The 25767-nt window shown below is 39.5% G+C and carries 26 protein-coding genes and 1 riboswitch; of the genes, 12 read left to right on the top strand and 14 right to left on the bottom strand.

The genetic code is table 11. The annotated features are described in order from the left end of the window. Positions 1-26: 26 nt before the first annotated feature. From nusB to FGL72_RS01075, 5 genes are all read right to left on the bottom strand, one after another. Positions 27-449: a transcription antitermination factor NusB gene (gene nusB, locus FGL72_RS01095; RefSeq protein WP_004902577.1), complete on the bottom strand. Its 423-nt coding sequence runs from the start codon at positions 447-449 to the stop codon at positions 27-29. Continuing rightward, positions 449-910 carry an Asp23/Gls24 family envelope stress response protein gene (locus tag FGL72_RS01090; RefSeq protein ID WP_146992305.1) on the bottom strand — a complete coding sequence of 154 codons (462 nt, stop codon included), beginning with the start codon at positions 908-910 and terminating at the stop codon, positions 449-451. The genes nusB and FGL72_RS01090 overlap by 1 nt, the downstream gene beginning before the upstream one ends. Before the next feature lie 158 nt (positions 911-1068). Continuing rightward, positions 1069-1629, bottom strand: coding sequence for an elongation factor P (gene efp, locus FGL72_RS01085; protein ID WP_004902581.1), 561 nt, complete (start codon positions 1627-1629; stop codon positions 1069-1071). A gap of 96 nt (positions 1630-1725) precedes the next feature. Further along, positions 1726-2190 carry a MarR family winged helix-turn-helix transcriptional regulator gene (locus FGL72_RS01080; RefSeq protein ID WP_004904807.1) on the bottom strand — a complete coding sequence of 155 codons (465 nt, stop codon included), beginning with the start codon at positions 2188-2190 and terminating at the stop codon, positions 1726-1728. A gap of 15 nt (positions 2191-2205) precedes the next feature. Next, complete coding sequence (locus tag FGL72_RS01075; RefSeq protein WP_004902585.1) at positions 2206-2760, bottom strand: LOG family protein; 555 nt, start codon at positions 2758-2760, stop codon at positions 2206-2208. A gap of 151 nt (positions 2761-2911) precedes the next feature. On the opposite strand from FGL72_RS01075, the gene FGL72_RS01070 reads away from it, so the two are divergent. The 4 genes from FGL72_RS01070 to FGL72_RS01055 all read left to right on the top strand — a co-directional run bounded on the left by FGL72_RS01070 (position 2912) and on the right by FGL72_RS01055 (position 7489). Then, a complete protein-coding gene (locus tag FGL72_RS01070; protein WP_004902587.1) occupies positions 2912-3124 on the top strand; it encodes a DNA-directed RNA polymerase subunit epsilon in 213 nt (70 codons plus the stop codon). Between the two features lie 3 nt (positions 3125-3127). Continuing rightward, on the top strand, positions 3128-4810 hold the full coding sequence (rnjA, locus tag FGL72_RS01065; protein ID WP_004902588.1) for a ribonuclease J1: 1683 nt from the start codon (positions 3128-3130) through the stop codon (positions 4808-4810). A gap of 167 nt (positions 4811-4977) precedes the next feature. Beyond that, positions 4978-6495 carry a phosphoenolpyruvate carboxylase gene (gene ppcA / locus FGL72_RS01060; RefSeq protein WP_004904811.1) on the top strand — a complete coding sequence of 506 codons (1518 nt, stop codon included), beginning with the start codon at positions 4978-4980 and terminating at the stop codon, positions 6493-6495. A gap of 64 nt (positions 6496-6559) precedes the next feature. Beyond that, positions 6560-7489, top strand: a complete 930-nt coding sequence (locus tag FGL72_RS01055) for a diacylglycerol/lipid kinase family protein (protein ID WP_040177325.1) — start codon at positions 6560-6562, stop codon at positions 7487-7489. Positions 7490-7525: 36 nt separating this feature from the next. On the opposite strand, the gene FGL72_RS01050 is transcribed toward FGL72_RS01055, so the two are convergent. Further along, positions 7526-8464: an ADP-ribosylglycohydrolase family protein gene (locus FGL72_RS01050; protein WP_004902595.1), complete on the bottom strand. Its 939-nt coding sequence runs from the start codon at positions 8462-8464 to the stop codon at positions 7526-7528. Between the two features lie 33 nt (positions 8465-8497). Further along, positions 8498-9655 (bottom strand): methionine adenosyltransferase, encoded by a 1158-nt coding sequence (metK, locus tag FGL72_RS01045; RefSeq protein ID WP_146992303.1) that lies wholly within the window; start codon positions 9653-9655, stop codon positions 8498-8500. Between the two features lie 97 nt (positions 9656-9752). After that, positions 9753-9856: riboswitch (SAM riboswitch) on the bottom strand. Positions 9857-9966: 110 nt separating this feature from the next. Between metK and FGL72_RS01040 the strand changes: the two genes are divergently transcribed. Next, positions 9967-10785: a hypothetical protein gene (locus FGL72_RS01040; protein ID WP_004902602.1), complete on the top strand. Its 819-nt coding sequence runs from the start codon at positions 9967-9969 to the stop codon at positions 10783-10785. A 29-nt stretch (positions 10786-10814) separates the two neighbouring features. Here FGL72_RS01040 and FGL72_RS01035 read toward each other — a convergent pair whose 3' ends face one another. The 4 genes from FGL72_RS01035 to FGL72_RS01020 all read right to left on the bottom strand — a co-directional run bounded on the left by FGL72_RS01035 (position 10815) and on the right by FGL72_RS01020 (position 13756). Beyond that, positions 10815-11417, bottom strand: a complete 603-nt coding sequence (locus FGL72_RS01035) for a DUF1054 family protein (RefSeq protein ID WP_133286018.1) — start codon at positions 11415-11417, stop codon at positions 10815-10817. Further along, positions 11407-12273, bottom strand: a complete 867-nt coding sequence (locus FGL72_RS01030; RefSeq protein WP_133286017.1) for a YihY/virulence factor BrkB family protein — start codon at positions 12271-12273, stop codon at positions 11407-11409. Before FGL72_RS01030 ends, FGL72_RS01035 begins: the two co-directional genes overlap by 11 nt. A 62-nt stretch (positions 12274-12335) precedes the next feature. Continuing rightward, a complete protein-coding gene (locus FGL72_RS01025; RefSeq protein ID WP_036058469.1) occupies positions 12336-13037 on the bottom strand; it encodes a VIT1/CCC1 transporter family protein in 702 nt (233 codons plus the stop codon). A 44-nt stretch (positions 13038-13081) separates the two neighbouring features. Further along, positions 13082-13756: a VIT1/CCC1 transporter family protein gene (locus FGL72_RS01020; protein WP_004902611.1), complete on the bottom strand. Its 675-nt coding sequence runs from the start codon at positions 13754-13756 to the stop codon at positions 13082-13084. Between the two features lie 123 nt (positions 13757-13879). Between FGL72_RS01020 and FGL72_RS01015 the strand changes: the two genes are divergently transcribed. Continuing rightward, positions 13880-14287, top strand: coding sequence for a Fur family transcriptional regulator (locus tag FGL72_RS01015; protein ID WP_004904825.1), 408 nt, complete (start codon positions 13880-13882; stop codon positions 14285-14287). A gap of 36 nt (positions 14288-14323) precedes the next feature. Here FGL72_RS01015 and FGL72_RS01010 read toward each other — a convergent pair whose 3' ends face one another. From FGL72_RS01010 to FGL72_RS01000, 3 genes are all read right to left on the bottom strand, one after another. Then, complete coding sequence (locus FGL72_RS01010) at positions 14324-14776, bottom strand: hypothetical protein (protein WP_024046988.1); 453 nt, start codon at positions 14774-14776, stop codon at positions 14324-14326. A gap of 5 nt (positions 14777-14781) precedes the next feature. Further along, on the bottom strand, positions 14782-17445 hold the full coding sequence (locus FGL72_RS01005) for a cation-translocating P-type ATPase (protein ID WP_100666214.1): 2664 nt from the start codon (positions 17443-17445) through the stop codon (positions 14782-14784). 281 nt (positions 17446-17726) lie between these two features. After that, positions 17727-19577 carry a DUF2207 domain-containing protein gene (locus tag FGL72_RS01000; RefSeq protein ID WP_133286016.1) on the bottom strand — a complete coding sequence of 617 codons (1851 nt, stop codon included), beginning with the start codon at positions 19575-19577 and terminating at the stop codon, positions 17727-17729. A gap of 188 nt (positions 19578-19765) precedes the next feature. On the opposite strand from FGL72_RS01000, the gene FGL72_RS00995 reads away from it, so the two are divergent. The 6 genes from FGL72_RS00995 (at position 19766) to FGL72_RS00970 (ending at position 25761) form a co-directional block, all read left to right on the top strand. Further along, on the top strand, positions 19766-20434 hold the full coding sequence (locus tag FGL72_RS00995; protein ID WP_004906641.1) for a YoaK family protein: 669 nt from the start codon (positions 19766-19768) through the stop codon (positions 20432-20434). Between the two features lie 408 nt (positions 20435-20842). Continuing rightward, a complete protein-coding gene (locus FGL72_RS00990) occupies positions 20843-21688 on the top strand; it encodes a MetQ/NlpA family ABC transporter substrate-binding protein (protein ID WP_004905335.1) in 846 nt (281 codons plus the stop codon). 24 nt (positions 21689-21712) lie between these two features. Further along, positions 21713-22555 (top strand): MetQ/NlpA family ABC transporter substrate-binding protein, encoded by an 843-nt coding sequence (locus FGL72_RS00985; RefSeq protein WP_004901382.1) that lies wholly within the window; start codon positions 21713-21715, stop codon positions 22553-22555. A gap of 63 nt (positions 22556-22618) precedes the next feature. Next, entirely contained in the window at positions 22619-23971 is a 1353-nt protein-coding gene (locus FGL72_RS00980) for a M20/M25/M40 family metallo-hydrolase (RefSeq protein WP_133286015.1), read from the top strand. Positions 23972-23983: 12 nt separating this feature from the next. Next, positions 23984-25069, top strand: coding sequence for a methionine ABC transporter ATP-binding protein (locus FGL72_RS00975; RefSeq protein ID WP_004901388.1), 1086 nt, complete (start codon positions 23984-23986; stop codon positions 25067-25069). Next, positions 25066-25761 (top strand): methionine ABC transporter permease, encoded by a 696-nt coding sequence (locus FGL72_RS00970; protein WP_004905337.1) that lies wholly within the window; start codon positions 25066-25068, stop codon positions 25759-25761. The genes FGL72_RS00975 and FGL72_RS00970 overlap by 4 nt, the downstream gene beginning before the upstream one ends. Positions 25762-25767: the final 6 nt, after the last annotated feature.

Raw genomic sequence — 25767 nt, 5'->3', positions numbered from 1 at the left:
AAAAAAGCCGCTAGGCGCCTTTTCAATCAATCTTTAGTGTCTGTTGCTTCTACTTTAGGTGCAAAATTTTTCAGAACGCCATTAACAAATTTACGATCATCTTCATCAGCAAACGTCTTTGCTAAAATCAGTGCCTCATCAATTGCTACCTTATATGGTACAAGTTGTTGACTCAATTCATAAATAGCCAATCTCAAAATAACTAAATCAGCTTTATTAATACGTGCAATTGCCCAACCAGCCGCTAAATGTTCTGAAATTTGTGCATCTAAATCTATCTTATTACCCAAAATACCATTAACCAAACGTGGTAGGTAATCATCAAAATCTTTACCCTCTAAAACAATATCATATAAACGATCAATATTATTATTTTGTGGGTCCTTTTCCAGCGCAAATAGAATCTGGAAAGCGGCTTGTCGCGATTCGTGTCGTGTTAAATTAGCCATTAATCGGGCACCTCTGATGTGACAACGTCACCAAACAAATTGTCAGGATCAATCTTACTTGATAATTTCTCGGGAACAATGCCACTGACATGAACGTTTGTCTGCACAATCAGTAAATTAGTCATTGATGAAATTTGCGAACGAATAGCATTTTGAATTGCCAATGCAACCTTAGGTACAGCCACGCCATATTGCAAAAAGACATAGGCGTCAATGATTAAGCCATCCTCAGATTGTGTTAATTCAACCCCTTTACCGCGTCCATTAGAACCAAAAGCGCCTGTGAAGTGATCTGATAATTTACCACGCATTGAGTAGACCCCTGGCACTTCTTGTGTTGCGATCTGTGCAATAATCTCAATAACTTCAGGTGTGACTTGCGTTGTGCCCTCAACTGGACTTTCAGTCGCTAACACAATATTTTTTGTTGTCTGTTTACTTCGTTTTATTTCTCTGGCCATGATTTAATCCTCGAAAATATTTCCTAAAATAAAAAGTTCCGCTGGGGAACTTTTTCAAACGTGTTCCCTGTCATGCCGATTATCAACATAAAAATCCTGGTGCGTTTAAGCTGTTCCACGATAATCATTCTCTCAAATGGCATAAGTTCACACTTTAATTAAGCGCGGCCCTTGTATGAACCGTCTTCTGTATTAACAATGATTGTTTCACCTTCGTTAATAAAGTCCGGTACAGTAATCGTTGCGCCTGTCTCAACAGTCGCTGGCTTACCTGATCCTGTCGCTGTTGCACCTTTAATACCTGGTTGTGTTTCAACAACTTTTAGAGAAACGGTTGAAGGCAATTCAGCACCTAAGATTTCGTTACCGTACATCGTAACCTTAACTTCCATACCTTCAAGCAAAAACTTCAAGGCAGCTGCAATCTTATCATCTGGCAAATTAACTTGTTCATAAGTTTCGACATCCATGAACACACGGCCATCATTTTCAGCAAATAAATATGACATTGGACGCGTTGTGATGTCAGCTTGTTCAAACTTATCACCAGGACGGAATGTCACTTCATTCACAGCACCAGTACGGAGGTTCTTTAATTTTGAACGAACAAAAGCACCACCCTTACCAGGCTTAACGTGTTGGAAATCCAAAACACGCCAAATTGAGTTAGAGTACTCAATTGTCAATCCATTTTTCAAATCATTCATGCCAATAGCCATGATTAGTATCCTCTTTTATAAATAATATGTTTATTATAACAGAAATTAACTGTCTCTGCAGTAGTCAAACAAGATAAAATTGTACCACAAAAAACCTTATTTCTCAATATTTTTATGCGCTAATTCTGGTTTAACAATTAGGTCTTCTAATCGATGTAAATGCGCCAACAAACTTTTACCTTCTTCTAAACCATAAATGCCGAGCCATTTATTGAAACGACTGCTAACTTTTTCGGTAATGGTTGTCTCAACCACTACGCCTGTCTCAGTAAGATGTAACAACACTCGCCGACGGTCTTTGTCGTCTGTTACTTGCTGTAAATATTCTTTTTCAAAGAGTGGCTTTAGTTGACGCGCGACCGCGCCCTTGGTAACACCACGTTCGGCAGCAATTTCTGTCAAAGTCAATGGTGTGCGACTGTGTGCCACGGCCGACATAATTAACCACTGTTCAAAAGAAATGCCATAGGCACTCGTTGGCTGTGAAATCAATTTTTCTAAATTTTTAAGCGATGACATATAGACGCCAATAAATTCGGCCATCATATCAGATTGTGCCATATTTCCTCCGTGCTATTATCTGTCAGATTCATTAATAAGATAAGTTAAGGCTGACTCGACAGTATCCGCAAGGTAGATTTTATCTAAATCATTTTGCGTCACAAAACCACTGGACACACTCGTCATCAGCCAATGCCACAAACTATCATAAAAACCATTTGTATTCAGTAATACCAGTGGCTTATGGTGTAGCCCAATTTTTTCCCAACTAATCACTTGTGCAATCTCTTCTAATGTACCAAATCCGCCTGGTAGCGCAATAAAGGCATCGGCATAGGCCATTAATAGACGCTTACGCTCGTCCATATCTGCAACTTCAATGAGTTTCGTCACACTATCAATAGCTATCGCTTCCTCAGCCAAGTTATTCGGTGAGATACCTACAACTTCGCCACCTTCAGCCATGGCCGACCTTGCAGCAATCCCCATTAGACCATCTCGACCACCACCGTAAATCATTTTGAGACGCCGTTGAGCAATCGTTTGACCTAATTGTTTTGCCATCGTGATATAGCTCGATTGATTACCGAGTTGTGACCCCATGAATACTGTAATTGCTTGCACTGTCATTGAATTATTCCTTTATATCAATTTATCAATATTAGGACCAATAAGCAAGGAATATGTCGACAAGTTTCCCGTTTTCAAATGCTATGTGGTACACTATAATATAGGTTTTCGTTCGTGACAAATTAAAATTAAAACACTATTTGGAGGCATTATGATTTACAAAGTTTATTACCAAGAACACCCTGAGCGCAATCCCAAACGGGAAACGACACTTTCACTTTACCTAACAGCTGAAAGTTTACCACAAGCACGTGAAATAATTGAAGAAAACACTGACTATAACGTTGAATTTATTGAAGAGTTGTCAGATAAGGCCGTCACTTATGAGAAGGCCAACCCTAACTTCAAGATGACAACATTCTAACCTATGACATATTCTGTAGATATCAAACCTAACGAAGTCGCAGTTTATGCGCTAGGTGGTTTAGGCGAGATTGGTAAGAATACTTATGGTATTGAATATCAAGATGAAATTATCGTCGTTGACGCGGGTATTAAGTTCCCCGAAGACGAATTACTTGGTATTGACTATGTTATTCCCGACTATACTTATTTAGTCGACAATATCGATCGCGTCAAAGCACTTGTCATTACTCACGGACACGAAGACCATATTGGTGCTATCGCCTACTTTTTGCAAGCTGTTAATGTGCCAGTTTATGCCGGCCCATTAGCCATGGCTTTAATCAAGAACAAACTTGAAGAAAAGCAAATGTTAAACCGTGTTGAACTACACGAAATTACGGATGGCACTGTTCTAGAATTTGATCAACTGAATGTTGAATTTTTCCGAACAACCCATTCCATTCCTGATGTGTTTGGTGTTGCTGTACACACCCCTGTTGGCACTATCGTCGAAACTGGTGATTTCAAATTTGACCTGACGCCAACAACAAAGCAGCCACCTAACCTTTGGTCAATGGCGCGTCTTGGTGAAAAAGGTGTGTTACTAATGATGAGTGACTCGACCAACGCAGAGCGACCAGAGTGGACGAAATCTGAAGCTTGGGTTGCAAAATCTGTTAATCGCATATTTGACAAGTTGGAACATGGTCGCATTATATTTGCAACTTTTGCTTCTAATATGAACCGTGTTCGCATGGCAACTGATGCAGCAATTGCTCATGGGCGTAAAATAGCTGTTTTCGGCCGTTCAATGGAATCTGCCGTCACAAACGGTCGTGCCCTTGGTTACTTGAACATCCCTGATAACATGTTGGTTGAACAATCAGAAATCAAACATATACCTGATGATGAATTATTAATACTATCTACTGGATCACAGGGCGAACCAATGGCCGCTCTAGCACGTATTGCTGAAGGTACACACAAGCAAATTCGTTTGAAGCCAAAAGATAATGTTATTTTCTCATCTTCCCCAATACCAGGAAATACCGCTTCGGTCAATGCTGTCATCAATAAGCTTGAAGAAGGCGGTGCCAATGTTATATATGGTAAAGTCAATAACATTCATACTTCTGGTCATGGCGGTCAAGAAGAACAGAAATTAATGTTAGCATTAATGAAGCCAAAGTACTTTATGCCAGTTCACGGTGAATACCGTATGCTAAAAGTCCATGCTTCTTTGGCACATGAGTTAGATATTCCAAAAGACCATACTTTCATCCTAGAAAATGGTGATGTCTTGGCTTTGGATGGCGAAAACGCTCGTGTTGCAGGTCATTTTCCTGGTGACGATACTTATATTGACGGCTCAGGTATTGGTGATATCGGTTCTGTTGTACTACATGATCGTCAAAAGTTATCCCAAGATGGCTTAGTGGTGGTCACAGCGACAATTGATTTAAAAAAGAAAGAAATTCTATCTGGACCGGATATTTTGTCACGTGGCTTTGTTTATATGCGTGAATCGGGCGAACTCATTAATGAGGGTCGACGCATTATTTTTGGTACAATGCGTCGTATCATGAATAATTCAAATGCCAGTGAAGCAGATATTCGACAAGCTGTCATTGATGACTTATCTAGATTCCTTTATAAAGAAACTGCACGCAAGCCAATGATTTTGCCAATGTTAATTATGATTTAAACCAAGCACCCATCTATTGGGTGCTTTTTTAATATAAACAAATCCGCTGTATATTCCGAACATTTTGAATAAAAACAATCATGTTTTCTAATAAATCTGGACATTCTTATTTTTAATCAAGTCATAGTATGCTAGAATGATATAAGTATCAATTAAAGGAGCCCCCAATGACAGAAAGAAAAATCCCAACAATTATGGGTACACAACATCCAGATAACGCTAATGCACCATTCTGGGATTCTTCTCAACAACCTTTTATCAGCGCTTACCGTGAAATGAATGAAGCTTTTGAAAATTTCAGTGAGCTAAACGTTGATGAATACATGTGGGATTGGGAAGGCAAGCACGCTGATGCGGCTGTCATTGACCGTTTGTTTAGCACCGAATACGATTACTTTAAAACAAATCAAATTGGTAGAGATAAATTTCTCACTTTCCGATTTCCTAACATCTGGGAAGAAAAAGGCTATAATTTAATGCAGGCCATGACCGCAATTCTCAGTTCAGAGGATTTTGCACATGACTTAGGCTTTGCACAACGACCATTATTTGAAACAATTTTACCAATGGCGCAACGTGCGGATCAATTAATAGAAATGCAAGTGCTTTTTGAAAAGCTGGCTAACTTTAAATCAGTTGAATTTACAAGATCAGATAAAAATACACCATACATCGAAATGATTCCATTATTTGAAGATTTCGATACACAACTGCATGCACCTGAAATTCTAAAAGAATACCTTCAGCTCCATGAGAAGCACTTTGGGTTCCGTCCTAAGTATCTTCGTGTCTTCCTAGCTGGTTCTGATTCAGCATTAACGGCTGGTTTCATGAGTTCAATCACAGGAAACAAATTGGCCATTGCACGTCTGCATGAATTTGCGCGCGAAGAAAATATAGAAATTTATCCAATTTCTGGTACAGGCTCTGCTATTTTCCGTGGTGGCTTGTCACCAAAGCGTATTGACCGCTACATTAAAGAATTCCCAGGTGTGAGAACAGCGACTGTCCAATCGGCTTTTCGCTATGATTTTCCCATCGAGGACGTTCAAAGTGCCATCAGTGAATTGAAAGCAAAATTACCGGTCGTAGAACCATTGCAGATCTCAGCCGAAGATCAAACGATTTTGGCCGAGGTTGCTGAAGAATCCGCGGCCTTCTACGCTCATACGTTAGATCAGCTGGTGCCTGATATGCAACCAATCTTTAAGGCCTTTCCTAAGCGTCGTGACCGTCGCCAACACGTGGGTGTTCTAGGCTATTCTCGGTCAGTTGACGGTATCGAATTACCTCGTGCGATTAACTTTACTGGCGCCTTTTATTCCATCGGTGTCCCACCAGAATTTATTGGTTTCGGTCGTGCATTAGAAAACTTAAACGCCGATCATCTATCCGCCCTTGTACGTAATTATCCTAGCATGAAAAAAGATTTCCAAGAACTATCACATTATGTCAATCTCGATGCACTTGAAGTGCTTAAAACTCAAAGTCCTGCTTGGGCTGAGGTCGAACGTGATATTATGATTCTAAAAGCTATTTTTAACCTTGAAGTTGGCCCACAAACCAGAGAAGAACAACAACACGCAGAAATAGCGCTACAAGTCGTTCAAATCAAAGATGGTGCCCCAATTGCTGTCACAGCATTAATTAATCGTATGGCACAACTTCGTCATTTCTTAGGTTAACTGGCATAGCCCTAATGGGCTTTTTTTGTTACAATAAAACTAGTTTTATTGAAAGACAAGGACAATGCCTAATTTTTATGTGATTCATAATCCGCATGCTGGCAACGGTGAACATACAGCGGTAACTAACAATATACGCAATATGCCTAATGTCATCGAATGGTTTGATACAGAGTATCCGGATCATGCTATTTATTTAGCCAAGAATTTGGCTAAAACATTGGTTGATGCGGAAGCTGTGGTGCTGGTTATCGGTGGCGATGGTACCCTTAACGAAACACTTAATGGTTTATTACAAATACAACGACACCAATACTTGCCTATTGCTTATATTCCTACCGGTACAGGCAATGATTTCGCTCGTGCTTGTCATATTGGTTCATCAGATGAAGTCATTAACCGTTTACAACAAATTGTTAAGCCCAAAATGATTAATGTTGGCAAAATCATCGGTGAAGCGCCGCACCAAACAACACAATATTTTATTAATAACATGGGTATGGGCTTTGATGCCGCAGTCGTTGCTCAAACTAATCACTCAAAATGGAAAACATACTTTAACAAATTGCATTTTGGCGCAATGAGTTATGCTTTTACTGCCTTTTCTACTTTCTTTAATCAAAATAGCTTTCCGGTAACAATTACAAATGGTGAGGAATATTATCATCTACATCAAGTATTTTTAGCAACCATTGTCAACCAACCTTATTTTGGTGGTGGTTTGGCTATTCTGCCACAAGCTGATCTGTTTGAAGAACAGTTAGACATGATTGTTGTTGAAAAAATGTCTTTTATTCACTTTTTAACATTATTTATAGGCTTGAAAAAGGATGGTCGTCATTTAAAAGACCAAAAAGTACACCATTTTACACTACAAAAAGGTGCACAAATACACGTGCATGATATCCAACCAGGTCAATTAGATGGTGAAGAGCTTGGTAATGGTAGTTTTATTTTTACAACAACCCTGCAAACCTACCCATTTTGGATTTAACTAAAAAAGATGCTCACGTTATCGTGAACATCTTTTTTAATTAAATCGTCCTAACCGTTCTGCCTGACTAGCAACGCCAACAATCAATTTTCGTGAAACGAGATATTGACTGGCTTGTAATATTAATTCTTCCTGATAAACAATCGCAGCAATAGCACTGACAATCGTTGGCACAACACTATTTGCATGCCCATGTAGGAACGCGTTGTGCATCGCTTCGGTATAACTGTCACTATTTAACAACGACCAAATGACTGCCTCTAGTGTACTAGCACTGCGACCATCAAGTGTCATATTACTTACCGGAATATTAGCAAAGTCCGGCAAATTCAACTCTTCAAAAGCGCTTAATTCAGAAGCAAACACTTTGTGCCTTGAGTAATATTCAAAACCAAAAGCAAGCCCATTTTCAACTGCATCGCGAATAGATTGTTTTTCTAATAATTGACTCACAATCAAACTTAACATACCAACACTGACCAAGGCGCCCTCATCATTATGTGTCAATCCGGCAATGCGATGCAACGTCAGCATAGCCATTTCATCATTAATAAATGAGACCCCATATTCATGATGAAGATAGAGCGCCACTGGTAGCATTCTCACCAGAATGTCTTCGCTATCAGCTGTGTCCTCAAAAACACCTGAAGACAAGGTATCGCGATTTTTAATATAATTATCCATCGCTTTTTTGGTAATCACGTCGACATGTTGGATTGTTTTTTCAGGCGCGAACTGCCGTTTTCTGTACCAATTTTGAAAATGGTTCATGACATCGGCTAACTGATAACCTCTTGATAAGCTAGCGACCGTCGTCAAAGCTAAACTTGTTTGGGCACCCCATCTTAAGTCCTGCTGAAAATTCATCGGCTGTTGTAGCAATGCTTCTTGCTGACTATTAGACAATTGCGTCATGCTCTCGCCAATTGCTACACCGAACATTAAAAATTGAATTGTTGACTGCTTTTTAAACATATCCTATTCTAACATATTCCAGCGGGTAAAAAATTAGAGGCGAGCCTTAATTTCATCGACACGGTCTAGTGCTTCCCAAGGTAAATCAATATCGGTACGACCAAAATGACCAAATGCTGCTGTTTGCTTATAGATTGGACGTCGTAAATTAAGTTGGTTAATAATTGCCAATGGTCGGAAATCAAAAAGTTCTGCCGTAATATCGCGGATTTTAGCTTCGTCAATTTTGGCTGTGCCAAATGTATCAATATTCAATGATACTGGTTCGGCAACACCAATAGCGTACGCAATTTGAAGCTCGAGTTTATCAGCAACGCCTGCTGCCACAAGGTTTTTTGCAACATAGCGAGCAAAGTAAGCTGCTGAGCGATCTACTTTCGTGGCATCTTTTCCAGAGAACGCACCACCACCGTGATGTGCTGCACCACCGTACGTGTCTACAATAATTTTACGTCCCGTTAAACCAGAATCTGCTTGCGGTCCACCGAGCACAAAGCGACCAGATGGATTAATATAGTAAATTGTCTTATCATCAACTAATTCTTGTGGCAATACTTGGTCAATAACTAATTCACGTACATCTTTTCTTAATTGTTCAAGAGAAACATTTTCATCATGTTGTGTGGATAATACAACAGCCGCAATGCGTGTAATATGATCTTGATCATCCAATTCAACACTGACTTCTGCCTTAGCATCTGGACGCAAGTAACCAACTATGCCCGCTTCACGCACATCACGAATTTTACGCATCAAACGGTGTGATAAGGCTAATGTGAGTGGCAAATAACTATCAGTTTCATTTGTCGCATAGCCAAACACCATGCCTTGATCACCTGCTCCTAATTGTTCTGGGTCATCATCAGCATTGTCGACTGCTTGCGCAATATCGCCTGATTGTTCAACAATTTTGTTAGATACATTAACAGAATCAGCGGTGAATCCTAATTCTGCATGATTATAACCAATTTCACGAATGGTTTCAGTCGCAATTTGCCGAACATTGACATAGGCAGATGTCGATAATTCACCAAAAATTGATACATCGCCTGTTGAAGTTGTCACTTCAATTGCTGCACGTGCATTAGGATCTTGTGCTAAAACAGCATCTAAAATCGCATCCGCTATTTGATCGGCTATTTTATCTGGGTGCCCCGCAGATACTGATTCTGATGTAAAATACTTTGTCATGATAAAAACATGACCTCCTTCAAAATTCAAATTAAAAAGCTACTGGCCGCAAATTAAAAGCGCGTCCCAATGATAAGTCGGGACGCGCTTAACGTGACGACTATCTGTACAGATGGACCACCGTGACACAATATGCGTTGACATATTTGCCGGTTGGTGCAGGGTCATAGTGCTGTATCACTCACCTGCTCTTGATAGCTGTTTTAAATTGTATATTCAGAATAGCAAAGGTTGCGCAAAAAAGCAAATCGTAACATAAATATCACAAACTCGTACCATCAAAACTTAAGGTTTAAGGTACAATATTACTTATGGATAGTCAATATGAACAAATGCATCAGCTCCCAGATGGTCGCGTGATACCACGACGCGCCACAACCAATCCGCAAGAGCGCCGTAGTTACGAAAACTTTACGCCTGCTGGTTTTTTTGATTGGCGCCGATGGATGCCACTTGTCGTGATTGTGGTTAGTCTCAATATTGTTTGGTGGCGACAACCGTTATTACATACGCAGGCTTTGTCAGCTGCTACTGTGAGTTGGCAAATTATGCCACTATTTGGCTATACTTTAGTACTATCAATCGCCGTAACTCTATTAATCACGCAAAATTTTCGTAGTCTATTAAGTTACCTTTTTCTAGGTATCAGTTTATTGTTTACTTTTAGTTCCCTCATTCAGACGCGACATGAAGTTTTCATACTACTATTACTCCTAAGCGCCTTTTTCATTGCCATTCAACAAAGTTGGCTAGGGTTACAAAATATTTTAGGTTTGATTTTACTGAGTGTTTTATCAACATTTACTATACCCATTGCTATATTTTACGTCACTAATAATTTCTTGACACAGCGTTTTATTTGGCAACTGTTACCCTTGTTTTTTGCCTTTTTATTTTATTTCACCCCAATTATGATGCCTAATCCTGATGGTCGCAAACTTAGTATTCTAACGCTTGGATTGTTTTGGGTGACATTATTTAGTCATGCTGTTAACTTTGGCACGTTATTTATTATCATATTTAGCTTATTTGCTTTTGTTTTACAGTTTGTTAAAGCAAAAATTGGTAACTGGCAGCATATGGGTTACGTTTTAATGTTAGCCTTATCAACTTTGCTGATCTATCATTAAAAAAGTGTCTGTTATGAACAGACACTTTTTTATTTGATTATTTCATATATAGCACGCAGTGCTTTAAAAGTCGCCATAATATGATTCGTATCCTCAAATGATAATGTTTCATAGTCAGATTTCATAATCTGCAAACCGATCAATACCTCACTATGTTTCGTCTCAGCAAACTTTTGAACGGCCAAATCATAATGCGTTAACGTCAACGGCTCTGTCTTATTAACCATATGATCCTGGCTTAAGGTAAAAGTGGCCGGTAATTGTGCCACAAGTTCCCGTGCCTTTGTCATTTGCGCTACAATTTTTTGGGTTGATGCTGGTTTCATATTTTCTTCTACAGCTAAATAAATATACACATGATCATCCCACATTCCCACTTCATAATGTGGCATCATTTTGTAGCCACGCTTATTTGGCGCGAAAGCAACCCAAGTATTTTCAGGCGGATTAGTAGTTCGTCGCAAATGTTTCGCAATGTGTGCGTACCACGCTTGGCCGTCTTCCGATAAGAGTGGTAAAATTACCTTGGCTAATTGTTCAAATTTGGGGTCGATAACTGATCGAATACCTTGCATACGACCATCTAATGTTTGTTCATCAAAAACCTTAAAATCTTCCTGTTCAAAGATCACTAGCACTCTCCTCCAATTGTGTCGTATCAGCCTGCTGATTAATCATATTGAACCATTGAATCAACACATAACCTAATACCAATATGGTACCAATCAGGTTCAGCCAAATTAACAACACAATAATAGACCCTATTGATTGATAAAAGTTGTACTGCTTGATACCCACTTGTGCATACCATGTGAAACCGACATTAAGTAGATTTAACATGATTAATTCAATAAAGCTACCAAGAGCGACCCATTTAATTGGTGCGCGTCCCATTTTTGTCGGTAAAAAATAATTTAACATGACAAGTAGCAAAAACATGCCGAGCCATATAAACCATTTCGAGCCACTAATAATTATATTTTGCACCTGACTACCGGGAATATAGCGAACGACAATTGCTAGAATGTTACTACCAATCATCAAGACACCAAATGCCGCTATAATTAAAAGTAGCCAAAGAAATGACCAAACGCGCGTTAAGAGCCCACTGATATGTTCTTCAACATCGGCAATGCGATTGAACGACATGCGAAAGACTGCAAGCACCTGTGACACCGTCCATAACGTGAATGGTACCGAAAAAGATAAAAGTGTCAAATGCGTTGACGAAAGGACAGATCTTAATATTGGCAACACAATAGCTTGAATATTTTGTGGTAATATACTTGAGCCAACCGCTATCATGTCTTTTTGATTGACGTTGGTAATAGAAATAAGCATAACAACAGACATAATCGTTGGAAATATAGTCAACAAAGCGTAATAAGCAAACGTTGGCCCAACATAACCTATTTGAGCACGATCAAAAAGATCTTTCAAAACTGCCAAATGGTAACGCTTATAAATGATATCGAATTGTTTTTTCATTTGGTTTAGCATAACTCTATTATGCCAAATATCAATCAATATTTATACTAAAAAAACTATTTTTAGAATAACTTACCAATACCGTAGTGAATAGCAATCGTAAGCAACCCAATGATAATATTACGAATGACAGCACGCTTAACTAGGCCATTAGATAGCTTGGCGCTTAACAGGCCAGTAAGTGCTACCGCAACAGCTGTCGCAGCAATTGTCGCAATAAATTGATATCGTGCTGGTGACAATATTAATGCAGCCAATGGAAACACACCACCGATAGCTGCACTAAATAATGACGCCCAAGCTGCAGACCATGGGTTCATGTAATGTCCAAGCTTGATATCATACTTAATGCTCAACATTGTTTCTAATGGCTTTTTTGTCAATAATTCGTCTGCGATCGCCTTTGCTGTTGACCGTGTCACACCACGGTCAACGTAAAAATTCTCTACAGTCAGATGTTGTCCACTAAAATCACTTTTTAATAATGCTTCTTCTTGTGCCACAACTACTTTTTCACTATCGGATTGTGAACTAACAGAAGCATACTCCCCTGAAGCCATCGATAGCGCACAAGCCATTAAATCGGCAAGACCGGCGATAAAGATTGCAAAATTATTCGTTGTCGCAGCTGCAACCGAAAATAGTACACCAACAACCGTTAAAATGCCATCATTAGATCCTAAAACACCGGCACGAATAGCATTGAGCTTTTCATCCATCGTTGCTTGTTCTTTTGTCGCTTTTTCTTTTTTAAATATATCCATTGGTTTTATTGTGCCTAAAAACATAATAGCTTAGCACACCCCTTTCATCTAAATAACGAGCCGATGACATAAGTTACAATCATCGTAAATACACCGGCAATAATGTTTCGCATCACAGCTTTTTGTTTGTTGGCCCCATTTAAAGCGGCTGCTGCATAACCTGTTAAGGCCAAAGCAATGACTACGGCAATAAAGGTAGCAATTTCGCGCATACTTCTTGGCATCACAGAAATGGCTAACATCGGTAAAATAGAACCAATTGGAAAACTAATCAGGGATGCTAATGCCGCACCCCCAGCACTCAATTCGTGATCAAGTGAAAAGCCATATCGTTCACGTACGGTGGTTGTTAGTGGATCTTTGCTCATCATTTCTTCGGCAGCCTGATGTGCTAAATGTGACGAAATGCCTTCTGCCACATATTTATCTTTAACAAATGTAAATTCAGTATCATATTGTGATTTTAGTGCTTCGGTCTGTACACGCCGAACTTTTTCCTGGGCATCATGCTGCGAACTAACTGAGACATATTCCCCCATCGCCATTGATACTGTACCAGCTAACATACCAGCAAAACCCGCCAGCAAAATAGTTCCTGTGTTACTTGTAGCCCCAGCCACCCCCAAAACAATACCTGAAACTGATAAAATGCCATCATTGGCACCCATAACGCCTGCACGAATTAAGTTATTGCGTTGCATTAAACTTTGCTTATCCATCATTTCCCTCTTTAGAATTATTCTAATCTATTTATACCAAATTTATCATTATAAATCAAGTTAATTAGAAACATTCTATTTTACGTGCTATAATATTTTTAGAGACTAATAGGAGGCTAGCTCATGACAGAACCATTATTACGTGATATTTTACAAAATCACGGTTTAAAAGCAACATCTCAGCGACTGACCATTTTGGACTATCTAATGACTCACGAAACGCATCCAACAGCTGAAATGATTCATGCGGACTTGACCACTATTAGTCTTGCTACAATTTACAATACACTCGAAAAATTGGTAGATGTCGGGATTGTCATTGTCATTGATACCCAAAAAGATGGCAAACGACATTATGATTTTTATGGTGAACCACATTACCATATTATTAATAGTCGCACCAATGAAATTATTGATGCTGATAATTTTGATGTTAAACCACTGTTTGAGGCTGCTAGACAAGCAAGTGGTTTAAATATTACCGGTTTTCACATTGAAATTTATGGTGTTGATCCAGATGATGCCAAATAAAAAAACGTTTACCGCCAATGGGTAAACGTTTTTTTATTATCTTGACATGCTAGCACTGTTCATAATCTTGCCAACCGCTGCATGTATTTTTTCAAGATACACTGCTTGATCAGCTTCAGACTTTGCATATTTGTCGTTATCAACTGCTTGTCCCGCAACAATAACAGCCTCAGACATCAACTGCGTCGCCTCTGCGTACTTTGTGTAAGCAGCTGACAATGTCTTATGGACGCCAAGAAGGCGCACCGGTGCTGATGCTTTGGCTAATTGTTGCGCATTGCTTTGATAGCTGGCAACAGCGTCTTCAAATTCAGCTTTAATTTCTGCAAATTCAGCTGCAGGAATCTCTGAAATTTTGTCTGCCGCTTTCGCATCATCTAATTTTGTAAAGAACGGTGTGACGCGCGTTGCCGTGTCTTCTGTATTTGTTAATACACTTTGAAGTGTTTGAATATAGATTTGTGCTTGCTTAGGGTTAAATTTTGCCAATGTTTTTATCCTTTTTTAAAAAATTTTCGCTGTACTAATTTTACCAGTTCAACAATAATAATGATACTGATTCCTGCAACTAATACAATCGCCCACTGATAGCCATCTAGATGTGATACATGGAAAATTGGGTTTAACGGCGGGATAACAACAACTGCTGCCATCACAATTAACGAGCCCAAGAGTGCCCAGTTAAATAGTTTATTTTTGAAAGCTTGGGGGCCAAACATTGAACCATAAACCGATTTAACGTTGATGGCGTTAAACATTTGCATCAAACCTAACGTCATAAATGACATGGTTAACGCATCACGATGAGCTTCAAATTCAGCAGCATGTACCGGATAGGCAAGTGCGAAACCATAAACACTTAATACTATCACAGCTTGTAAAATACCTTGCCAAATAATGGCTGCCCCAACACCACCAGATAAGAAGCTTGCACTGCGGCCACGCGGTTGACGTGACATGGCATCTTTTTGCGCTGGTTCAATACCTAAGGCAATAGCTGGTAGCGTATCCGTTACTAAATTAATCCATAGAATCATAATTGGTGCTAAAATATTCCAGCCTAATAGTGTCATCACAAAAATTGAAATGACTTCAGCTAAGTTGGAAGCAAGCAAATATTGTAATGACTTTTGAATATTCGCAAACACCTTACGACCTTCTTCAACGGCGTGAACAATTGTCGCAAAATTGTCATCAGCCAAAACCATATCTGAAGCACCTTTAGACACTTCAGTACCTGTAATGCCCATAGCTATACCTATATCAGCAGCTTTTAAAGCGGGTGCATCGTTGACACCGTCGCCTGTCATGGCAACAACTTTACCCTTCTTCTGCCAAGCCGTCACAATTTTTACTTTATGTTCTGGTGCCACACGCGCATAAACATTATATTTATGCACATTTGCAGCAAATGCTTCATCTGTCATAGCATCTAGCTCTGAGCCTGAAATCACCGCAGTCGCCTTATCTGCTTCATTCAAAATGCCCAGACGAATAGCTATGGCTGCTGCCGTATCACGATGATCACCAGTAATCATCATTGGACGAATACCGGCTGCCTTGGCCTCTAATACCGCTTGCGCCACTTCTGGTCGTTCTGGGTCAATCATGCCAACAAAACCAGTAAAAATCAAATTGTTTTCCACAGCATCAGAAGTCATATTTGGTGGCACAGTATCAGACAATTTATAAGCAAAGGCCAAAACACGCAATGCTTGTGTTGCTAATTCCGAGTTAATATCAGACAACTTTGTCCGGATTTCATCTGTCAATGGTACGACATCACCGTGCATTTCAATCTGTGTGGCGCGTTTAAGCAATTCATCTGGTGCCCCCTTCACGGTAACAATGTACCCATTAGGTGCTGGATGTACTGTTGACATCAGCTTGCGTTCAGAATCAAAGGGAATTTCAGCAACACGTGGCATTTCTGAAAATAATGTATCAATGTCACGGTGATGGTTTTCGTTAAAAGCAATTAGGGCCGTTTCTGTTGGATCACCTACATAACCATTCTCTGTACGCTTAGTATCGTTGTTTAACGCTAAAATATCAGCCAAACGTGCGTAAGTACCACTCAGTTCTTCCGTAGTAGCTGCATCTTGAATTTCAGCATTGACCACAACTTTTTCGACTGTCATCTTATTTTGGGTTAAGGTACCAGTCTTGTCAGAACCAATAATATCAGTTGAACCTAGTGTTTCTACTGCTGGTAATTTTCTAATTAAGGCTTGCCGTGCAGCCATTCGTGTTGTCCCTAGCGCCAATGTAATCGTGACAATTGCAGGTAATCCTTCGGGAATAGCCGCAACAGCTAAGGAAATTGATGTCAACAACATGTCGATAATTGTTTCCCTGCCTCTTGCGAGACCAACAACAAAGGTGACCGCAGCAATAATTAATATCAGATATGTCAAAACACGACCTAGTCGTATTAAGTTTTCTTGCAAAGGTGTCTTCGTTTCGTCTGCAGCCTCCAGCATTCCAGCAATATGACCAATTTCAGTCTGCATCCCCGTCCCAATGACAACGCCGACGGCACGACCGTAAGTCACGTTAGTATTCATAAAAGCTAAATTAGTACGATCACCTAATGGCAAATCTTTATCTGTTAGGGTATCAGACACTTTATTCACCGGAACAGATTCCCCAGTTAGCGAGGCTTCTTCAATCTGTAATGAAGCAGATTCAATTAACCGCAAATCGGCTGGTACAATATCACCAGCCTCTAACCGAATAATATCACCAACAACTAGCGCTGTTGATTTCACGGACATTTCCTTCCCATCACGAATAACATTGGCGTTGGGTGTTGACATTTCTTTTAGTGCGTTAATAGCATCTTCCGCTTTGGCTTCCTGAAAAACACCAAAAACGGCATTAATGATGACAATGGCCAAAATAAAAATAGCATCAACTAGTTCACCAGTGAAAGCTGCAACGACAGCTGCAACTAACAAAATTGCAATCATAAAATCTTTAAACTGATTAATGAATTTTTGCAATAAACTCGTTGAGGCTGCCTCTTTAAGCTGATTATAGCCATTTTTCTCTAGCAACGCTGTTGCCGCGTCTTGACTCAACCCATGATGACGATCTGTCTTTAAATCAGATAATATCTCCGTCGCATCCTGATTATACAATGGCCGATTTGGCATATATTTTCCTCCCACGCATTTTGCGCTCATCACCCTGTGTCTCACAAGAAACAAAAAGACTCATGTAAATAACCCAACGAACAACGTCTGGTTTTTACATGAGTCTCACCGTTTCAGATAGTACCGGAACATAGTGTTCGATATAAGTAATCTCTTTGAAATTACTTGCTTTGACGGTATTATCGCGGAAAATCCGCCAGTTACTCCCTCAGGAATGATTTAATTATACTTTAATTTTATCAAAATCATGTGAACTACGCAAGCTGAACCCCGTGTCACAGCTAAAAAGCACCGCCGCCACCGCCGCCACCGCCTGAAAATCCACCACCAGAGAAACTACCCCCATCACCAGAAACGTTACTCTCAAAGGCACTATTTGTTTGGATATTCTGGGCTAAATTATCAGCCCAGTCGACACCAAAACTACTGTATACCATATAGAGTGGCAAATTAGGGACAACGACGTTTTCATCTTGTGCCCATAATTTCAAAGTTTGGGACACCTTTTTAGCTTCGCCAAATATCACAGCATATGCCAGTAACTTATCCCACAATTGCACATCCAATACTGTTTTATCTTTCAAATTAGCAATATCATGTAACATCAAGCGAAAGCCGTCCCATGCCCATTTTTCTGAAAAACCATCGGGCACACTATATACTGTTGTATTTTGATAATAAACGATACCAAACATGGCAATACTTATAATCAGTTCAAACACTGCAGCTAACCATATTTGCCAAATACCACTATAATTGGCCATTAGTATATTGGCGATAAAAATAATAAAGCCACTAAAACCAATCAATCCATTGAGACTGATTTTCAAATTATTATAATAATCTGTGCGCTTTTGGTTGATTAGCGCCTTTGTCTCATCATGGTTGCGTATTTGTTGCGTGAACAAGCCAACACCTTTCCGAATTCTGTCAGAAACAGCCGAATCTTGTCGCTTAAACTCAGATTGAAACACATTATCACGCGATGGACCAAAAATCATGCGAATAAATGTCCGCTCATAATTTTGCAAACCATCTTCATTGATTACTTTGTAAACCGCATGCGAAACATCAGTGACTTGCGTGTATGCTATTGTAATTTTATGCTTAGCGACCAAATCTAATAATGTTGCCACAATCACTTTTGACACATCAGCCTTATAATCAATACGCGCATTAATAATTGCTGGTCCCAAGTCATTAGGAATATCGTAAACATGCACAGGCGGTTGACTGGCACCGCTGGCTTGCTTTCCCTGCTTAATGGCTCGTCTCACATGATACATAAACCCTAGCATGGCAAGTAGTAATAATAACGTTACCATTGGCAATACCACTAATCCGAATAGTTTAACACGTTGCAAAGCGCGATAGGCTTTGATCGTTTTTGCTGCTTCCTGATTTGAAATTACTTTAGCGCGTTGACCGGATTGGCTGTTCTGATTACGCGGTGTCTGCATTTTGTCAAAATAACTTCTTAATTCTAATCGTTTATGGCGTGCAACTTCATCTGTGGTAACAGTCAGCTGTGACTTGTCCTTATTGATAGCTACACGTCCTTGTATTCCTTGATCATTGTGTACCCAAGCTTTCAGAGTTTGACTGGGTTGATGAGGTAATGACATGGTCACTTTAACATCATGTAACGCCACATCCCAGTTAGTAATCACTAACCAATTTAATTCTGATACATCATCCCAATTAACGACAAGATTGTTGATTTGGTAAAGGTACTTGACAACTAATTGTTTATCAGCTTTTATCGGATAGTAAACTTTTTCTTGCACCTCGTCCTGATGCTGCGTTTCTACGTAGCCTATGACTGCTGATTTTTCCATTGGCGGAACAGATTTAAAAGGTCCACCATTGTCAGATATAGTAATAGCTTTTAATCCGCCCCAAGTGTAGTTGCGTTTCTGGTCAGCAGCCCCCTTTAACGTTTCATTAAGATAAATACCATTCATCTGCTTATCAAAATGATAATGAACCTCTTTTTCAATCAAAGCACTACCATCCTCATTAATTGTGATGTGCTGTTGATATTTTGTAATTTGATAATCGGCTTGCGCCATGCCGATGCCAATCACAAACGTCGTTATCATAGTTAAGATAATTGTGATTATTTTTTTCATTAGCTCTCCTCATTGCTCATATTATAACAAATATGATGACTAAAATAAGTTTTTTCCGTTTCTAATGATGCTATTTTCAATTGTTTTCACCACGTATCACATAAAATAGCGTAAAATAGAAAAGTAAATTTTATCGGAGAATCGACACAGGCCAAAAGAATCACACCGGCGCTGCTGTCCACAAAATTATGTCAGAAAACACGATTAACCACCCCATTCACGAGCGCCTCCCGATTGCACTACTGTTAGCCACTAATTCTGGGTTTGTCGACGCTTACACGTTTCAATTTCATGGTGAACGTTTCGCCAGTTTGCAAACAGGCAATATCATTCAGGCTGGCATCGTGCTTGCCAAGGGCAATTACACAGGTGCGGTCAACTTCATTTTGCCTATCTTATTTTTTCTTTTGGGCGCAGCTTTCAATGGTATTATTAAGCACCGTTTCAAACCTAAGCAGTTATCGACACAACAACACAGTATCCTCGTTGAAACCATCGGTATCATTTTAGTTGTGATATTATCACATCATATCAGTAGTACCACATATATCACTTTGCTTTCCTTTTTTCTAGCGATTCAACTAGATGCTTTTCCTAAAGTGCAAGGGTTACCTTTCACAAGTGTGATGTCAACAGGTAATCTGCGTAACGTTGGTGCAAACCTCATGACTTTTATTTACACCAAGGATCATGCTGCTTTGAGAAATGCTGGACTATTTACACTAATTATTTTAGCGTTCTTCTTTGGCGCCTTGCTTTCTACACTATTTGTCCCTTGGTTTGGACAATACACACTATTTGGTTCGACTGCTATTTTAACTGGTATTTTTCTCCTTATTTTTGACAATACGAAATAAAATAGTTGACAAACATAATCGAGATATGTATTATTAGGTTTAACGATTTTAGAGATAAACAAGTAGAGCAGAAAAGTAGCAATTAAGCAAAAATCAGAAAGCTAATGGTTGATGAAAATTAGCATGCGTGCGATTGCGAAAATGACCTGTGATTGGTGTTGACGAATTGGTTTACCATTTAGTTGACAACGGTTTGGCCCTCGTTACTGGGCACACCATTCAGCTAGGGTCATCTCCCAATGCTCGATGGTTAGTGAGCAAGTTATTAGTAATAATAACTGACAACTCAGAATGGTAACGCGCTATTTAGCCGCTTCTGTATTTAGGTATACAGAAGCGGCTTTTTTTCGTTTAACTGCTGCTGCTTAGCCTATCTCTAAAATGAATATATTATTGGGAGAATCAATTATGAGTAAAACAAAAAACTGGCTGATTGGTGGCGCTGCCATCATTGCTATTGGCGCCATCGGATACCTGAGTTTTGGTAAACCAGCGTCAAACCAAACTGATGGTAAAGTGGTTAAAGTTGGTATTATGTCTGGATCCAAGCAAGACATGTCTATTTGGGATTCAGTTTCTAAAACAGCTAAAGATAAATACGGCATCACACTTAAATTCAAACAATTCTCAGATTATAATCAGCCTAACAAGGCCTTGTCTGATGGTGAAGTAGATATCAACGCCTTTCAGCATTATGCTTTCTTAGATGCCTCTAACAAAGCAACCGGCAATAAGATTGTTGCGATCGGTGATACTGTTATCTCCCCTATTCGACTTTACTCAAACACTTATCAAAAAGTATCAGATTTCAAAGCGGGTGATACCATTGCTGTACCAAATGACGCTACCAATGAAAGCCGTTCACTCTACGTCTTAAAGGCTGCGGGACTAATTGATCTAAAAGCCGGCTTAAAAACAGCTACCGTGAAGGATATCACCAAAAATCCTAAATCACTTAAAATTAAAGAGTTAGCCGCTGACCAAACTGCACGAACACTATCTGATGTACAAGGTGCTGTGGTGAATGGTACCTACGCCGACACTGCTGGACTTGATTATAAAAAGGCTATCTTTGTAGAACCAATCAATAAGGATTCTCATCAGTGGGTTAACATTATTGCTGCAAATGACAAGGATAAAGATAAACAAGTACTAAAAAATGTTGTCAAAGCTTATCAAACTCAAACAACAAAAGATGTGATTAAAAAAGTATACGATGGTGCAGAATTACCCGCTTGGGATAGTAAGCAATAAGCTGAATAGAAAAGGAGTTTATTTATGCGTAAAAAGAATTGGTTAATTGGCGGTATCATCGTCGTTGTGATTGCTGTTGCTGCTTATTTTAGTTTTGGTGGTCACGGTAGTCAAAAAGCGAACAAAACTGTCACAATTGGTGTGATGGCTGGTGACAAAAATGAAGACGAAATTTGGAAATCTGTCATTAAAACAGCCAAAGATAAATATGGTATTACTTTAAAAACAAAGAAATTTACAGATTACCTTCAGCCCAATAAAGCGCTATCTGCTGGTGATATTGATTTAAATGCATTCCAAAATTACCCTTATCTAGCAAACTGGAATGCACAATATAAGACAGACATTGTATCGATTGGTGACACATGGACAACACCATTGCGCATTTATTCAGATAAGTATCAACATGTTTCAGATATTAAAGATGGCGAGCAAATCACAGTTGCTAATGATCCTACCAACGAAAATCGTGGCATTCACTTATTAGCAGATGCCGGTTTAATTAAGATTAAAGAGACTGACAAAGCTACGCCTAAAGATATTATTGACAACCCTAAGAATCTTAAAATTACGCCCGTCGATGGCTCACAAACACCCTCATCATTAAAAGATCCAAAGGTTGGTGCTGCCGTAGTTAACACAAACTTTGCTAAATCTGCCAAGTTAAATATTGACACAGCTATCTACATTGAACGTTTAAACAAAGATTCAGAGCAATACTTTAACTTCATCGCTGCCAATAAGAAAGATAAAGATAAGCAAATTTATAAGGATGTTGTGAAATCACTACAAACTGATAAAACAAAGGCGCTTGTTAAGAAATATTATGGTTCAGCTGAAATCACTGTTTGGGATTATAAAAAATAGTCCCACTCATCTGCAAACTAAGTTTGCAGGTACATAACTTCATCACAAAAAAGGGGGAAGCCAGTGTCTATTCGTGATCATTATCTCAATCTTTTAAAAACATTAATCGCTATTCCTAGTGTTTCGGCGCAACAATCGCATCTACCAGAGGCAGCAACTTGTATCGCTGATGCTTTTAGATTACTCGGCGCTGAAGTCATTTATGATGACACTTACTTTGCACCATTCATCATGGCCCAATTACACAGTCCCCATCCAGATGCGCAAACTATCGTGATATATAATCATTATGATGTGCAACCCGCCGAGCAACTGGCATTATGGCAAACTGATCCATGGTCATTGACATCACATGATGATAAATTATTTGGCCGTGGTGTCGACGATGATAAGGGTAATCTCACTGCACGGATGGCTGCTGTTGCAGAATATATCGATGAACATGAGACATTACCAGTTAACATTGTTTTTATTGTTGAAGGTTCAGAGGAAACGGCCTCTCGTTACTTACAAGAATACCTGATTAAGCATACGCAAGGTTTAACTGCTGACTTAGTTATTTGGGAATCCGGTGGTAAAAACGATGACGGTGTACTTGAAATTTTTGGTGGTAATAAAGGCATCGTCACTTTTGACTTAGCTGTCACAACAGCTAATACTGACTTACACTCTTCGTTAGCAGGCGTTGTCGATTCCGCAGCAATACGCTTGTCGCAAGCCATTGCGACACTGTTCGATAAACACGGTCGCATTATCGTTCCACATTTTTTTGACGACGTGTTGCCGCCTAATCAGCGTGAAAAAGATTTAGTCGCTGCGCTACCAATTACACCTGAATCTCTCATTGAGAAATACAGCCTGAACGCACCACTATATACTAATCGCTATGATGCTGATTTTAAAGAAATCTTGTACTTTCAACCAACAATTAGCATTGAAGGCTTAATCTCGGGTTATAATGGTAAAGGCGTCAAAACAGTTTTACCAGCGCAAGCTCATGCTAAATTGGAATCACGACTAGTGCCAAATATGTCCCCAGAGTCAACGATTCAACATATCAATAATCACCTAGTCTCGCAAGGTTTTCCAGATATCACATTGACTATGACATTGGGACAGCCGGGTTACCGAAGCGACATGTCTCACCCAGAAATTGCACGCGTGATTAATGTTGCCAGACAATACTACCATGCTGAACCAAGTGTGATGCCAACCTCCCCTGGGACTGGACCAATGGCCATTATTCACGATGCGCTGCAAGCACCAATTGCCAGTTTAGGCATTGGTTATGCGCAAACATATGATCACGCGCCAAATGAAAATGTTCGTTTATCGGACTATAACGAGCATATTGATGTCATCAAAGCGCTTATTAACAGCTACAATGAGTCAAAACATAAAATCATAAATCACTAAGGGAGTAACTCTATGAGCCAACCAATTATTGCACTAGATAATATTAATGTTACCTTTCACCAAAAAAAACGAACAATCAACGCGGTAAAAAATGTTTCTGTTCACATCGAACGTGGGGATGTTTATGGTATCGTTGGTTATTCGGGTGCCGGTAAATCAACTCTTGTTCGCGTTATCAATTTGTTACAAGAGCCAACTAGCGGTTCTGTTGTTGTTAACGACGAAACATTTTTCAAAGCTGATACAGAAGCAGGGGCTAAAACACATATTTCAGCAAAAGATTTACGCAATCGTCGCCGTAAAATTGGTATGATTTTTCAGCACTTTAATTTACTAAACGAACGTACCGTTACCGAAAACGTTGCCTTCGCCCTACAACACAGTTCGTTGTCCCAAGCACAAAAAGAGGCAAAAGTTAAAGAATTACTTGCCTTAGTCGATTTAACAGACCGTGCTGAACAATATCCCTCACAACTATCGGGTGGACAAAAACAGCGCGTTGCCATTGCGCGGGCATTGGCTAATGATCCGGAAATACTGATTTCAGACGAAGCCACTTCAGCTCTTGACCCGAAGACAACCAACCAAATTCTTGCACTTTTGAAAAAATTAAACGTAGAACTTGGTCTAACGATTGTCTTAATCACACACGAAATGCAGGCAGTAAAAGAAATTGCCAACAAAGTTGCCGTGATGCAAAATGGTGAAATTATAGAACGCGGTTCACTACTAGAAATTTTTGCACAACCAACTGAACAACTGACTAAGGAATTTATCGAAACAGCAACTAATATTGATAAAGCTATCGAGACAATTTCTTTCCAACCACTCGTTCAAAACTTAAAGTCAGACGAGGTCTTTGTTCGCTTATCCTACGTGGGTGATACGACAGACGAACCACTAATTACTGGATTATTCCGCGATTTCAATGTCACGGCCAATATTTTATATGGTAATATTGAAATTTTGCAGGATACGCCGGTAGGGTCTTTACTGGTTGTACTTTCTGGTCATGCAGAACAAGTCAAATCAGCCATATCAACACTAGCTGATCATCATGTCGAAGTAGAAGTTCTTAAAGGAGGTTCAACACTATGAGCCAATGGTTTACACAAACATTTCCTAACGTCGTTTATCAAGGTTGGACCGGCGATACCGGTTGGCTAACTGCTATTACACAAACATTATTCATGACCTTTTGGTCTGCATTATTTGGCGGTTTGCTGGGCTTGATTTTTGGTATTGGCTTGGTTATTACTGCACCAAATGGTATCGCCCCAAATCGGGCTCTATTCTGGCTCTTTGATAAAGTCGTTTCAATATTCCGTGCCGTGCCATTCATTATTTTGCTGGCTGCTATCGCACCTTTCACGAAACTAATTGTCGGTACACAAATTGGTACAACTGCTGCATTAGTACCTTTATCATTGGGTGTCTTTCCCTTTTATGCACGTCAAGTACAAGTAGCATTAGCTGAAGTAGATGGCGGCATTGTCGAAGCTGCACAAGCAGTTGGCGCCTCATTTTGGGATATTGTATTTGGTGTTTATTTACGCGAAGGTCGTTCAGAAATTATTCGTGTGTCAACTGTAACACTAATCAGCTTAATTGGTTTAACCGCTATGGCTGGCGCAATTGGTGCCGGTGGGCTTGGAAATATGGCTATCTCGTATGGCTATAATCGCTTTGCTTCAGATACGACATGGGTAGCAACAATTCTTGTATTGATTTTTGTCTTAATTGTCCAATTAGTTGGGGATTTCCTAGCTAAAAAGCTCAGTCATAAATAAAAAGCC

It is taken from the genome of Leuconostoc citreum (assembly GCF_007954785.1).
Taxonomy (GTDB): domain Bacteria; phylum Bacillota; class Bacilli; order Lactobacillales; family Lactobacillaceae; genus Leuconostoc; species Leuconostoc citreum.
The sequence above is the reverse complement of the archived record's forward strand: the minus strand, read 5'-3'. Positions and strand labels throughout refer to the sequence as shown.